This is a genomic window from [Anoxybacillus] calidus, from assembly GCF_013760845.1.
Lineage (GTDB): Bacteria > Bacillota > Bacilli > Bacillales > Anoxybacillaceae > Paranoxybacillus > Paranoxybacillus calidus.
This window is the reverse complement of record NZ_JACDUU010000004.1, coordinates 174836-188263: the sequence shown is the minus strand read 5'-3', so window position 1 is coordinate 188263 and position 13428 is coordinate 174836. Positions and strand designations below refer to the sequence as shown.

At 37.9% G+C, this 13428-nt stretch carries 13 protein-coding genes; 10 read left to right on the top strand and 3 right to left on the bottom strand.

The window, feature by feature from the left end; translation table 11 throughout:
* Positions 1-36: 36 nt before the first annotated feature.
* Positions 37-840 (bottom strand): histidinol-phosphatase HisJ, encoded by an 804-nt coding sequence (gene hisJ, locus HNQ85_RS09860; RefSeq protein ID WP_181537579.1) that lies wholly within the window; start codon positions 838-840, stop codon positions 37-39.
* Between the two features lie 205 nt (positions 841-1045).
* Here hisJ and ezrA point away from each other — a divergent pair, with 205 nt between their 5' ends.
* The gene (gene ezrA, locus HNQ85_RS09855) at positions 1046-2749 is read left to right on the top strand and encodes a septation ring formation regulator EzrA (RefSeq protein ID WP_181537578.1); all 1704 of its coding nucleotides are present in this window, start codon (positions 1046-1048) and stop codon (positions 2747-2749) included.
* 46 nt (positions 2750-2795) lie between these two features.
* On the opposite strand, the gene brnQ is transcribed toward ezrA, so the two are convergent.
* Positions 2796-4145 carry a branched-chain amino acid transport system II carrier protein gene (gene brnQ, locus HNQ85_RS09850; RefSeq protein ID WP_181537577.1) on the bottom strand — a complete coding sequence of 450 codons (1350 nt, stop codon included), beginning with the start codon at positions 4143-4145 and terminating at the stop codon, positions 2796-2798.
* Positions 4146-4434: 289 nt separating this feature from the next.
* Here brnQ and HNQ85_RS09845 point away from each other — a divergent pair, with 289 nt between their 5' ends.
* The 4 genes from HNQ85_RS09845 (at position 4435) to mbcS (ending at position 8910) form a co-directional block, all read left to right on the top strand.
* Positions 4435-5577, top strand: coding sequence for a cysteine desulfurase family protein (locus HNQ85_RS09845; RefSeq protein ID WP_181537576.1), 1143 nt, complete (start codon positions 4435-4437; stop codon positions 5575-5577).
* A gap of 5 nt (positions 5578-5582) precedes the next feature.
* Positions 5583-6788, top strand: coding sequence for a tRNA uracil 4-sulfurtransferase ThiI (gene thiI / locus HNQ85_RS09840; protein WP_181537684.1), 1206 nt, complete (start codon positions 5583-5585; stop codon positions 6786-6788).
* Positions 6789-6869: 81 nt separating this feature from the next.
* The gene (locus tag HNQ85_RS09835) at positions 6870-7073 is read left to right on the top strand and encodes an alpha/beta-type small acid-soluble spore protein (RefSeq protein WP_181537575.1); all 204 of its coding nucleotides are present in this window, start codon (positions 6870-6872) and stop codon (positions 7071-7073) included.
* 247 nt (positions 7074-7320) lie between these two features.
* Positions 7321-8910, top strand: a complete 1590-nt coding sequence (gene mbcS, locus HNQ85_RS09830; protein ID WP_181537574.1) for an acyl-CoA synthetase MbcS — start codon at positions 7321-7323, stop codon at positions 8908-8910.
* Between the two features lie 140 nt (positions 8911-9050).
* Here mbcS and HNQ85_RS09825 read toward each other — a convergent pair whose 3' ends face one another.
* Positions 9051-9854, bottom strand: coding sequence for an NAD kinase (locus tag HNQ85_RS09825; protein ID WP_181537573.1), 804 nt, complete (start codon positions 9852-9854; stop codon positions 9051-9053).
* A gap of 133 nt (positions 9855-9987) precedes the next feature.
* Between HNQ85_RS09825 and sppA the strand changes: the two genes are divergently transcribed.
* The 5 genes from sppA (at position 9988) to tpx (ending at position 13325) form a co-directional block, all read left to right on the top strand.
* Positions 9988-10998, top strand: a complete 1011-nt coding sequence (gene sppA, locus HNQ85_RS09820) for a signal peptide peptidase SppA (protein WP_181537572.1) — start codon at positions 9988-9990, stop codon at positions 10996-10998.
* A 16-nt stretch (positions 10999-11014) separates the two neighbouring features.
* Entirely contained in the window at positions 11015-11512 is a 498-nt protein-coding gene (locus tag HNQ85_RS09815; protein ID WP_409994126.1) for an RDD family protein, read from the top strand.
* Between the two features lie 65 nt (positions 11513-11577).
* A complete protein-coding gene (locus tag HNQ85_RS09810; protein ID WP_246326839.1) occupies positions 11578-12270 on the top strand; it encodes a DUF2953 domain-containing protein in 693 nt (230 codons plus the stop codon).
* A gap of 11 nt (positions 12271-12281) precedes the next feature.
* Positions 12282-12749, top strand: coding sequence for a GerW family sporulation protein (gene ytfJ / locus HNQ85_RS09805; protein WP_181537571.1), 468 nt, complete (start codon positions 12282-12284; stop codon positions 12747-12749).
* Positions 12750-12824: 75 nt separating this feature from the next.
* Positions 12825-13325, top strand: coding sequence for a thiol peroxidase (gene tpx, locus HNQ85_RS09800; RefSeq protein ID WP_181537570.1), 501 nt, complete (start codon positions 12825-12827; stop codon positions 13323-13325).
* Positions 13326-13428: the final 103 nt, after the last annotated feature.

Genomic DNA, 13428 nt, shown 5'->3' with positions numbered 1-13428 from the left:
AATTATCGCTTATTTTATGAGGATTAACGAGTGATGTCAAATAGAAAGTGCTTCTTTCATTATCGTATGCATTCCTTGGTGTAAATCTTTAGCGCAGTGAGCATCAGAACCGTAAATAATGCGAATGTTGCGCTGCATCGCTTCTTTAATCACCCAGTTAGGAGGATAAGGTTCCTGACAAAGCGGCTTATTGACTCCTGCTCCGTTATAGTCTATTTCTAAATTGTGCTTTTTTATTTCATCAAGAATATGAATAATGTAGTCATTCATCGGTTTAAGACAAGGAAATTTTTTTTGGAATTTATGAACGAGTGTAATATGGCCGACTCGCTTCGGCTTATATCGTCCAAGATTAGTAGTCACGGCGCGCAGTAAAGTATTGTAATATGTTTCGTATACAGAAGTGACAGAGCCGAATGTATGAACGATTTTTGCAAACATTTCTGGACTGTAATCTAAACAAAAATATTCATTATTGTAGTTTAAAAAATGGACTGATAAAATACTGTCATCTAAATGAGGACCTATTTCTTCCAGCAGGAGGGCCGTTTCGTCTTCATATCCGACAATAAAATCTATTTCTAATCCAACATTAATGGTAATATCGTTCGCATATTGTTTTTTTAGTTCATTCACAGTAAATAAATATTGGTCTAAGTCGTTCATTTTCATCGCGCTGTCCTGGTCGGGAGTAGGATCGGTAAATGTTAGTGGCAGCGGCGCATGTTCGGTAAAGGAAATTTCCGTATAACCTAGTTTAATTGCTGCCTCGATGTATTGTTCGAATGAATCCTTGCTTCCATGAGGACAAAAAGGGGTGTGAATGTGTCCGTCTTTCAAACAAATTCCTCCTTAACGCTTCATCTTATTTTGGGTTTTAGATAAAAATTTGCAGATTTCTGTAAAAAAAAATTAAAAATTTTGCTCAAAAAATGTCGTTAACATGGTATCATAAAAACATTGAAAAAACATTAATATGTTTGTTTTTTGCCTTCTAAAGCAACCATCTTCATTTATTCACTATAGGGGTACGAGGGGGCTCATTATGGAAATTGCAATGTTGCTTTTGCTCCTTATAACAGGAGTAATGATATATATTTATATGTACCGTAAAAAATTGTATAAAGAAATCGATCGTTTAGAGTCGTGGAAAATCGCGATTATGAACCGCCCGGTTACTGATGAGCTTTCAAAAGTAAAGCAGTTAAATATGACTGGACAAACTGAAGAATTGTTTGAACGGTGGCGAAGTGGCTGGGATGAAATTGTTACTTCTCAACTGCCAGATATTGAAGAAAAATTGTTTGATATTGAAGAATCTTTAGATAAACATCGTTACAAAAAAGCAAAAGAATTGCTGCGCCAAGTAGAGCAAATGCTGCGCAAAGTGGAAGAAGAGATTCAAATGATTCTTCAAGAGTTGCAGGAGTTGGTTGGCAGCGAGGAAAAAAATCGCATCGAAATCGAAGAGTTAAAAGGGATATACCGAAATGTAAAAAAGACGCTTTTAGCCCATCGGCACACATTTGGACAAGCTGGACAAAAACTGGAACAAAAAGTGGAAGAGATGAAAGAAAAGTTTCAATCGTTTGAAGAGCTCACGAAGTCTGGCAACTACTTGGATGCAAGAGAAGTTGTCCTGTCTTTAAGAAATGAATTAAACACACTGTCGCAAATGCTTGAAGATATTCCTGAATTATTAACGGAATGTCAAACTGTCATTCCAGCTCGATTTGAAGAAATTTTAGAAGGATATCAAGAAATGCTTGAAAAAGGTTATATTCTTGAACATATTGAAGTAGAAAAAGAAATTGAATCAAAGCGACAAAAAATCGCACAATATATGGAAATGATTGCTGATTTAGAAGTAGAAGAGGCTAAAAGCGGAATTCTGGAAGTAAAAGAAGATATCGAGACGCTGTACGATTTGTTAGAAAAAGAAGTGCTAGCGTATCAATATGTAAAGACAGAAATGAACCATATTGAAGAGAAGCTTTACAGTTTGAGTGACGAAACAAAAGAAACAAAAGAAGAAACGTTGTTTGTGCAGCAAAGTTATCGTCTTTCTAGCCAAGAGATAGAAAGGTACCGTCGTCTTGAAAAGCAAATTAATCAATTGCTAAAACGTTTTGCACTTGTTCAGGTAAAAGCGGAGGAAGAGCAGATCGCTTATTCGCTCATTAAAGAGGAACTCGAGGAATTGGATGCACAAGTAGAAGCGGTCAAGGAACAGCATTTACAATTTCGCGAGATGCTTCAAACACTGCGCAAAGATGAATTAGCTGCGAGAGAAAAACTGAACGAAATGAAGAAAAAGATGTCGGAAGCGATGAGATTAGTGAAAAAAAGTCGATTACCCGGACTCCCAGAGGCATATAAACTGCAATTAGATGAAGCAAAAGATTGTTTAATGAGAGTGGCCATGCGCCTTGAGGAAAAACCGCTGAACATGGAAGCAGTCAATCAAACATTAGATGAGGCAACCGTTCTAGTGCAACGAGTTTATGATTTAACAGTGGAAATGCTGGAGCAGGCTGAACTTGTGGAAAAACTGATTCAGTATGGAAATCGCTACCGGAGCCGCTATCGTTCCGTCAGTGAGGGGCTAGAGGAAGCGGAATTATCATTTAGAAGTTTTGAATATGAACTTGCTCTTGAACAAGCGGTTGCTACCATTGAAAAAGTCGAACCTGGTGCTTTTCAACGGATACAACAACTTTTACAACAGGAAAAGAAGAGAGAAGAATAAAAGGGGGCTGACACTTTGCTTTTGAGTCAGCCTCCTCTTTTTGTTGCTACGACACCTTATTCATCGCAGTCTTGCTGTTTGAACCTCTTATTTTAGAAACAATCCATCCGACAATCGCACCGATAACTGCTGGGACAAGCCAGCCGATTCCTTGTGAGAATAGAGGTAGGAATTTTTCGAAAATTTTCAGTACAAATCGCACGCTGATTCCAGCGTTGTTTAATCCGTCGAAAAGGCTTATAAAACCAGTTGCTAAAAGTGCTCCGCTGTATACTTCGCTTCTGCCGTTAAATTTTTCATGCAAGAATGATAAAGCAACTAGCACAATGGCTAATGGGTAAATGATAATTAATACCGGGACAGAAAATGTAATTAAATTCGTTAAGCCGACATTAGCAATAACTACACTAAATAAGCTCATAACAACCGTATATGTTTTATAGCTAATGCTTGGAGTTAATTTTGAAAAATAGCTAGCGCATGAAGATAATAAACCGATTGATGTAGTTAAGCAAGCTAATGTAATGATAGTGCCCAAAAGTATGTTTCCGACCGTGCCAAATAGATGATAAGCAGCTGCCGTTATGATTGTTCCACCGTTATCTTTATAACCAATTGCATCAACGCTTGATGCGCCGATATATGCTAAAGATACATAAATGAAAGCAAGTCCTGCAGCTGCAATGAATCCTGCTTTTATACAAAGGCTAGCGATCGTTTTATTGTCGGAAACTCCTTTGTCTTTAATTGAGTTTATGACAATAATCCCGAACACTAATGCAGCAATTGTATCCATTGTTAAATAACCATCAATAAATCCTTTAAAAAACGGTGATTGTGAGTACACATCTGTCGGTGCTTGAATTTCTCCCATTGGAGTGAAGATGCTTTTAAGAATTAAAGCAAAAAGTCCTATAAGTAATAAAGGTGTTAACAATTTTCCGATTCTGTCAACTAGCTTTGACGGATTAATGGATAGCCAAAGGTTTATAGTAAAGTATACAATCGTATAAATAGCTAATACGATATTCGAATTCTTTAATTCCTCGGGAAGGAAAGGAGTTACGCCAATTTCAAATGAGACTGTCCCTGTGCGCGGAATCGCAAAAAGCGGTCCGATCGCTAAATACATGACAATCGTAAAGATCATTCCAAATAATGGGTGAACGCGACTTGCAAGCGCTTGCAAATCACTGCCGGTGCGAGCGATAGCGCTTACAGCAAGAAGCGGCAAGCCAACGCCTGTGATTAAAAAGCCGCCGACGGCAACCCAAACGTTTTCTCCTGCTGCTTGTCCTAGCGCAGGCGGGAAAATCATATTTCCTGCTCCAAAGAAAAGGGCGAAAAGCATTAAACCGATAGCGAACTGTTCTTTGGTTGAAAACTTTGTTTCCATAACGATAGAAAAATCCTCCTTACATATTTTTTGCAACGTTATAAATACTATCATAATCAAAAAGAATATTGTTGTATTTTGCAAAAGTTATAATTTTAAAATTTTTTAAAAAATAACATGTATTATTTTGTTTTTGATATTAAAAATAGTGATAGTGTTATTTTTGTGCAAAATTAAACATGTAATTAGAAAAATGATGAAAGAAAATGAATTAAGAAATTTTCATTTTTGTAATAGTTATGGTAAGATTAAAAATTGCATGTTACTGTCTCTAATGGAGGCTGAAGCGATGATTTACTTAGATAATAGTGCGACAACAAAACCATTTCCAGAGGTAATTGATTCATTTGTTACGGTAGCAACAAAATATTTTGGTAATCCTTCGTCTCTTCATGAGCTGGGGCGGCAAGCAGAGCGGCTGTTGCAACAATCGCGGGAGCAAATTGCCAGATTGCTTCATGTTAAGCCGAACGAAATTATTTTTACTTCAGGCGGAACAGAAGCTAACAATATGGCGATCAAGGGAATTGCTCTTCAGTATAAAAACCGGGGAAAACATATTATTACAACTGCAATTGAACATCCTTCGGTAAGCGAGCCGTGTAAACAACTAGAAGAATTGGGGTTTGATGTTAGTTACTTGCCTGTTAATGAAAAAGGCTTTATAACGATTGATGATTTGATGAAAACTATCCGTGATGATACTATTCTTGTCTCAGTGATGCACGTGAACAATGAGGTTGGCTCGATTCAACCGATTAAAGAAATTGGACAACTGTTGAAAAATTATCCGAAAATTGTTTTTCATGTTGACAATGTTCAAGGTGTTAGCAAAGTGCCGCTTCATCTATACGAAGGGCGTGTCGATTTATGCACGATGTCTGCCCATAAATTTCATGGCTTACGGGGAGCAGGAATTTTATATATTCGTGAAGGAATAAAATTATCACCGCTTTTAGCAGGTGGTGAACAGGAAATGAAAGTGCGCTCCGGCACAGAAAATGTGGCAGCTATCGTCGCAATGACAAAAGCGTTGCGCATGTCGCTTGAAATGTATGAAGAGAAAATACATCATTTAATGAAAGTAAAAGAAGCGTGGATTGAACAGCTGTCAGCAATTCCAGATATTCAATTGAATACACCAATCGATCACTCAGCTCCACATATTATTAACTTTTCATTAAATGGATTAAAGTCGGAAGTATTCGTTCACGAATTAGCGAAACATAATATTTTTGTTTCGACCACTTCTGCTTGTTCTTCGAAAAAGAAAGCCCCAAGTAAAACGTTAATAGCGATGGGGGCAGAACCAAAGCGGGCTGAAAGTGCTGTTCGCATCAGCTTATCATTTAAAAACACAATTGAGGAAATTCCAATTGCGATAGATGTAATGAAAAACGCGATTAAAAAATTACAAGAAGTGACGAGGTAGGAATGATGAAGTACGATCATATTTTAATTCGTTTTGGAGAAATGTCGACAAAAGGAAAAAATCGTAAACGCTTTGTATATCGTTTAAAGCGCAATATTGAAAAAAAGCTGCGCGATTTTAAAAAGATTGAAATTGAGCAAACGCGAGATCGGCTCTATATCCGTTTAAATGGTGAATCACATGAAAACATTATTGAACAGCTAAAGCACGTATTTGGTATTCAATCATTTAGTTTAGCGATGAGAACAGAGAACGATCTTGAAAAAATTAAAGAGACCGCTTTAGCTGCGATTAAAGAATTGCCGTACGAAGGAAAAACATTTAAGGTGACTGCGAAACGGGCATATAAACAATTTCCAGTCGGAAGTAACGAGTTAAACTATGAAATCGGTAGTTATATTTTGCGAAATACAGAAAATCTCACTGTTAATGTTCATGAGCCAGATATTGATGTGCGCGTCGAAGTTCGTCAAGGAGGAACGGATATCACTTGCAAAGACATTCCAGGAGCAGGCGGACTGCCGGTTGGAACGAGTGGAAAAGCGATGTTAATGCTGTCTGGGGGAATTGACAGTCCGGTTGCCGGCTATTTAGCGATGAAACGCGGATTGGAAATTGAAGCAGTTCACTTTTTTAGTCCGCCGTTTACGAGCGAACGCGCCAAGCAAAAAGTGATTGATTTAGTAAAAAAACTAACAGAATATAGCGGAAAAATAAAACTTCATATTGTACCGTTTACCGAGATTCAGCAAACCATTCAAAAGCAGGTTCCCGATGGATATTCGCTTATTTCAACGCGAAGAATGATGTTGAGAATTACCGACGCTCTTCGCAAAAAGCATAATGGACTTGCCATCGTAACAGGAGAAAGCCTTGGACAAGTAGCAAGTCAGACGCTTGAAAGTATGGCTACGATTAACGATGTAACAACAACCCCGATCCTTCGGCCGCTTGTGGCGATGGATAAAACGGAAATCATTGAAATCGCTAAAAAAATTGATACATTTGATATTTCTGTTCGTCCGTATGAGGACTGTTGTACGATTTTTACGCCAAGCGCTCCAAAAACAAGACCGAAAAAAGAGAAAGCTGCACATTATGAAAGCTTTGTTGATTTTGAGAGTTTAATTAATGAAGCGGTTAACAAGACAGAAACATTAATCATTGATAAAAACTATAAAAACATTGAAGAATTCGAAGAGCTGTTTTAAAATATCAAAAATTACCAATCATATAAATGAATGATGCCATGTGTTTTAACACACTCTATAGTCACAAGGAGGTGAAAACACATGGCACGTAACAACAGCTCAAATCAATTATTAGTACCTGGAGTACAACAAGCTCTTGATCAAATGAAATATGAAATTGCTCAAGAATTTGGCGTTCAACTTGGTCCAGACTCTACATCTCGCGCTAACGGTTCTGTTGGTGGAGAGATTACAAAACGTCTTGTTGCAATGGCTCAACAACAATTAGGCGGCGGTACATTCTAATAACTGAATAAATGGCTACAAAGGCGGGTGTCAAAGCCCGCCTTTTATCCTGTTCTAAGCGTCCGTAAGACTCCCACCTGTATCAGTAAGAGCTAACGGATGCTAGAAGTGCGATAAGTTCAACTAACATCAGCGAGGAAGAAACTTCGCTGATGAAGTTGAACTTTATTATTTCAGAAAAATATACAAAATATTAAGATTATTTTGTATAATCAACTTGAATAGACAAAAAAGGGGGAAGGCAATCATGCGAAGAGAAGATTTGATTGCACCGGAGAAGTATAACTTAACTTCTGAGGTTGAGAAACACGCGCATAAAACACCAAACAAAATCGCTTTAAAATGGGAGAATGAAGCGGGAGAAACAAGAGAAATTACATATGTTGAGCTAATAAAAAGCGTCAATAAAATTGGAAACGCTTTAATTACTCGTGGATTAACAAAAGGCGATAAAGTGTTAATTGTGGTACCACGATTAATTGAAGCATATCAAGTGTATTTAGGAGCATTGAAAGCTGGATTAGTTGTTATTCCAAGCTCTGAATTGTTGCGTGCAAAAGATTTACAGTATCGTATTTCTCACGGTGAAGTAAAAGCAGTGATTGTTTATCATCCTTATATTGCTGAATTTGCACAAATTGAAGATACGAACCGTTTGATTAAGTTTGTAGTAGGAGATGATGTGGAAGGATGGTTCAATTTACAAAAAGAAATGGATAAGCAAAGCGACGAATTTACAGCAGTTGATACATCGCGTGATGACATGGCCTTTCTATCTTATACGTCCGGCACAACCGGAAATCCGAAAGGTGTTGTCCATACACATGGCTGGGCTTATGCCCATTTGCGTACGGCAGCGAAAAACTGGCTATGTATCGAAGAAGGAGATGTTGTTTGGGCAACGGCCGGTCCAGGCTGGCAAAAATGGATTTGGAGCCCGTTTTTATCGGTGTTAGGCTCTGGAGCAACCGGATTTGTTTATCATGGACGATTTGAACCTGAGAAATATTTGCAACTGTTAAGCAAATATGAAGTCAATGTTCTTTGCTGCACCCCTACCGAATATCGTTTGATGGCGAAGGTACCAAATATCGGAGAGTACAAACTTCCTCATTTACACAGTGCTGTCTCTGCTGGTGAACCGTTAAACCGCGAAGTCATTGACACATTTGAAAAACATTTTGGTGTTCAAGTGCGTGACGGTTACGGGCAAACAGAAAATACGTTGCTTGTCGGTGTCATGAAAGGGATGAAAATTAAGCCGGGCTCAATGGGCAAACCAACGCCAGGGAACCGGGTTGAAATTATTAATGAGGACGGAGAGCTGTGCAAAGTAGGCGAAGTAGGTGACATTGCTGTTCATGTCAGCACGCCGGCATTGTTCAAACATTACTATAAAGAACCTGAACGTACTGCGATGCAGTTCCGCGGTGAGTACTATATTACTGGAGATAAAGCAAAAATGGACGAAGATGGATACTTCTGGTTTGAAGGGCGCGGTGATGACATTATTATTAGCTCAGGCTATACGATCGGACCGTTTGAGGTAGAAGATGCACTTGTTAAACATCCTGCTGTAAAGGAATGTGCCGTTGTTGCAAGTCCAGATGAAATTCGTGGACATGTTGTCAAGGCATTTGTTGTTCTTCGCGAAGGGATCAATAAAAACGATCCGGCATTAATTCCAGCTTTACAAGAGCATGTTAAACAATTAACAGCTCCATACAAATATCCGCGCAAAATTGAATTTGTTGATGACTTGCCAAAAACAGCATCAGGTAAAATTCGCCGCGTTGAGCTTCGCCAGCGGGAAATAAGATTAGCTCAACAACAATAGTGACATATACTAAAAGAGGCTGACCCATAAGTGTTTGACCTCCCGTCCATTCCACCATATATCGTTTATTTATCTAATTATGTCTTATATGATGGTTGTGGGGGCTGACATTTTGCTTGTGGATCAGCCTTTTTTGTCGTTTATAAAAACGTCCTTTTTACTTTTTCCCAGAAAGAATTATTTTTTAGTTTTACTGTTTTAATAACTTTCTCGCTTAAAGAAATATCCAGTTTTTCGATATGTTGAATGCTGAGTGCTTCGTTGTCCATACCGATAATTGGATAATGATTACCTTCCGAGGAAATTTTTAATGTTAGCTTTCGTTTTCCGCTTAAAATAAACGAAGAACCTAATGTACGATAACGATTATTATTGAGAGAGGCAAGCTCGCTTACTTGAATGCACGGAAGCAGCGGGTCGACAACAGCACCGTTTACTGACTTGTTATAGGCAGTACTTCCTGTTGGAGTCGCTACAATCATTCCATCGCCGCGGAATGTTTCAAAATGAAGTTCGTCAATAAATACATCCATAACAAACGTTTTGATAATTCCAGAACGAATAGAACATTCATTTAAGCAATAAAATGAAGCAGAGTTATCAATGGTTACTTGAATTGTCGGATATCTTCGTACTTCAATACGCTCGTTTGTCATAGCTTCAATCATCTTATCTGTGTCATCAATATGGAAGTCGCAATAAAAGCTTGGTGAGTTAAGAGTGGAAATTCCCACATAAAGACAGTCATCACGGAAGCCAGTTTTTCGTACTGCCTGAAGGAATGAGCCATCACCACCGATGCTAACAATAATATTTGCGTTTCGATGATCGCTCACGACATGGAAATTGTATTCATTAGCAAGATTGATTAGCGACTTTACTTGCTCGCTTGTTTTTTCGTCTTTTCTGTAAAAAAAGTAAATATGATTGCGACGTTCTGCCATTTAGATGGCACCTCCGTTACAGTATTTTAGTTATATTAACAATTATGGTAAGATTAACTAATGTAATATGTAATATATAGTTTATCATTATTGCTTTTTAAAAGTAAAATTCATTTATATGAGGAGGAGAGATATGAATCGGAAACGTTGGATTGCTTTAGCAATCGCTGCGGCTTTATTTATCTTTTCCGCGCTAATGAGTTTTGTTACATCTGTATTTACTTCGGATTTTGAAAAATGGTCCGAAGATTTTTTTGCTCAAGGGAATGAGGAATTTGCTGAGGAAATCATTGAAGAAGGAAACGAGTTTAAAAAAATTGTTGTTCTAGAAGTAAATGGTGTTATTCAAGAAACGGAAGAAGTAGGCTCATTGTTTGAAACAGCTGGATACAATCATCAAGCTTTTTTAAACATGATTGAACAGGCGAAAAACGATGATGCGGTTAAAGCGATTGTATTGCGCGTCAACTCTCCGGGCGGCGGCGTTGTTGAAAGTGCAGAAATTCATGATAAACTATCCGATTTGAAAAAAGAAACAAAAAAACCGATTTATGTGTCAATGGGAACGATGGCTGCTTCTGGCGGATATTACATATCGACAATGGCAGATAAAATTTTCGCGAGCCCCGAGACGATTACTGGTTCGCTAGGCGTGATTATGCAAGGCATTAACTACGAAGGATTAGCGAAAAAATACGGTGTGGAATTTGTTACGATTAAAAGTGGGCCTTATAAAGATATTATGAATCCGGCAAGAAAAATGACGGATGAGGAAAGAAAGATTTTACAAACTCTTATTAACAATTCTTATGAAGGATTTGTAAAAGTGATTGCCGAAGGAAGAAAGATTCCTGAAAGTGAAGTTCGCAAACTGGCAGACGGACGTATTTATGATGGTCGTCAGGCAAAGGAATTAAAGTTAATTGATGAGTTTGGCTTTTTAGATGACACGATTGCTGCTGTGAAAAAAGACTATCACTTAAAAGATGCTCAAGTTGTGAAATATACGGACGAACTTGGTTTCGGTTCGTTATTTAGCATGAATGTAAAACCATTCAAACAAGATAACAACGAGGCAATCGAGCTTGTTAAATTATTTTCGCGTCCGAACTCACCGCGTTTAATGTATTTATATGCGGAGTAAAGGAGAGTGAAAAAGAATGATGAATGAAGAGCAGCAAAGCATTGAACAAGCAACAATGCAAAGTGAAACAGTTGTCTTACCGAATTATGCCACTTTCCATTATGCGGGATTTTGGATGCGGTTTTGGGCTTATTTGCTTGATTTAATCGTCATTGCAAGCATGAACGGAATCATTGTGTATCCAATTTTTCGCTTTATGGACTTACCTTTGGAAAAGAATCATATGTTTACACCGCTATCGATTGCAACCGCGACTACTTTTTATTTATATTTTATTTTCATGACAAAGATTTTTAAACAAACGATAGGAAAAATGGTGTTTGGTCTAAAAGTAATAGATGTTAACAATAGATCGTTAACATGGTCGACAGTGTTGTTTCGAGAATTGGTCGGAAAGTTTATTTCTAAGACCATTTTATTCATCGGATTTTTAGTAGCAGCATTTTCACCGAAAAAACAAGGGATTCACGATATGATTGCTGATACAACGGTTGTGCATGAGCGTACCTGCTAGTTATACTAGCAGGTTTATTTTTTATAGAAATGGTGAAAATGGTATGTTGAAGGAGAGTGCGTAAATTGAATGCTGTCTTGTTCATAGCGGTGGGGTTGATTTGTTTCATCATGTTCATTTCTATGATGAGAATGTCCATTTTAATTGATGTTAAACATGCGCAAGGTGATGATCGCGTAAAAATCACGCTAAAAACGTTATTTGGCCTCATTCGCTACACGATTAATATTCCGTTAGTAAAAGTGGATAAGGAATCACTGGGGATTATTGTTTCTCGCCGGGACGAGATGAGCTATGGAAAAAGTAATGTTGAAATTCAACCGAAAAAAAATAAGTATACTCCTAGTGAGATTGTCGATAGTCTAAAACAAACAAAACGATTTGTTAATCACGTTGTTCACTTACATTCCATTCTTAAAAAATTTCTGTCACACATTGCTGTGACGAAATTCGAATGGCATACGACATTCGGTACAGGTGATGCAGCTTATACAGGAATGGCTATTGGCATTGGATGGTCGGTGAAATATGGAATTGTGGCGATTGTTAGCCGATATATGAAGTTAAAAACCGGTCCTGTTATTACGATCACCCCATCTTTTCAACAAGCAATGTCGCAAACGCATTTTATATGTATGATTCATTTTCGTATCGGGCATGCTATGTTAGCAGGAATGCGAATCGTGAAATATTGGCGCGGCAACTCTTTGTCAAAATTAAAATCATTTGTTGCCGGTAAAGCAAACGAAAGTTATTAGGAGGGTTAGAAATGAGCAATCATCCAATCCAAGGGTTAATGTCAACGGCAATGGAAAATTTAAAACAAATGATTGATGTCAATACGATTATCGGCGATCCGGTAGAAACTCCGGATGGAAGTGTCATTTTAACGGTTTCTAAAGTAGGATTTGGCTTTGCTGCAGGCGGAAGCGAGTTTATGCTTGATGAAACCAATCAGCATAACGGTCAACAATCTATGGAAAACACTCATCCATTTGGCGGAGGCAGCGGTGGAGGAGTGTCGATTACACCAATTGCATTTTTAATTGTTAATTCTTCAGGTGTGAAGCTTCTTCATCTTGATGAAAGTACGCATTTATACGAAAAAATATTGGATTTAGCACCACAAGCGGTGGAGAAAATTCAACAAATGTTAAAGAAAAACAAGCAGCAACAACATGAACAAAACGATCGGGAAAACTCTTTTGAACAAAAAAAGGATGATTTCGAGATTTAAATAAGTCAAAATAATTGAAATTTTTTTATATTGTCATTATGATTAGCCTGTACATATTTTTTAGGAGGTAATCAGATGGCAAATATTACTTTTAAAGGGAAACCAGTTACTTTAGTAGGAAATGAAGTGAAAGTTGGCGATACAGCTCCAGACTTTAAGGTATTAGCAAATGATTTATCAGAGGTCACGCTCGCTGATACGAAGGGACATGTTCGTTTAATCAGTGTTATTCCTTCGATTGATACTGGCGTTTGTGATGCGCAAACTCGCCGTTTTAACGAAGAAGCGGCAAAATTAGAAAACGTCAAAGTGTTAACCATCAGCGTCGATTTACCATTTGCGCAAAAGCGTTGGTGCGGTGCCAACGGCATTGAAAATGTGCAAACATTGTCTGACCATCGCGACGTGTCATTTGGTCAAGCATACGGGGTGTTAATTAAAGAGTTACGTTTATTAGCACGTGCTGTATTTGTTATTGACAGCAACGACAAAGTAACATACGTTGAATACGTACCTGAAGCAACAAATCATCCGAATTATGAAGCGGCGATTGAAGCAGCCAAAGCAGCGAAATAATGGCGAAAGGACCTCGAGTTATTCGAGGTCTTTTTCGTTGCCTGATATAAAACTCTTGCGTTTATGAGCGAATACTCCATACAATAGAAAATTGGACACCAAA

Coding starts and splice junctions, on each gene's coding strand:
- HNQ85_RS09825 (WP_181537573.1), bottom strand. CDS start 9,854: ATGGCAGAACGTCGCAATCATATTTACTTTTTTTACAGAAAAGACGAA.
- ytfJ (WP_181537571.1), top strand. CDS start 12,282: ATGAGCAATCATCCAATCCAAGGGTTAATGTCAACGGCAATGGAAAAT.
- sppA (WP_181537572.1), top strand. CDS start 9,988: ATGAATCGGAAACGTTGGATTGCTTTAGCAATCGCTGCGGCTTTATTT.
- tpx (WP_181537570.1), top strand. CDS start 12,825: ATGGCAAATATTACTTTTAAAGGGAAACCAGTTACTTTAGTAGGAAAT.
- HNQ85_RS09815 (WP_409994126.1), top strand. CDS start 11,015: ATGATGAATGAAGAGCAGCAAAGCATTGAACAAGCAACAATGCAAAGT.
- mbcS (WP_181537574.1), top strand. CDS start 7,321: ATGCGAAGAGAAGATTTGATTGCACCGGAGAAGTATAACTTAACTTCT.
- brnQ (WP_181537577.1), bottom strand. CDS start 4,145: ATGGAAACAAAGTTTTCAACCAAAGAACAGTTCGCTATCGGTTTAATG.
- thiI (WP_181537684.1), top strand. CDS start 5,583: ATGAAGTACGATCATATTTTAATTCGTTTTGGAGAAATGTCGACAAAA.
- ezrA (WP_181537578.1), top strand. CDS start 1,046: ATGGAAATTGCAATGTTGCTTTTGCTCCTTATAACAGGAGTAATGATA.
- HNQ85_RS09845 (WP_181537576.1), top strand. CDS start 4,435: ATGATTTACTTAGATAATAGTGCGACAACAAAACCATTTCCAGAGGTA.
- HNQ85_RS09835 (WP_181537575.1), top strand. CDS start 6,870: ATGGCACGTAACAACAGCTCAAATCAATTATTAGTACCTGGAGTACAA.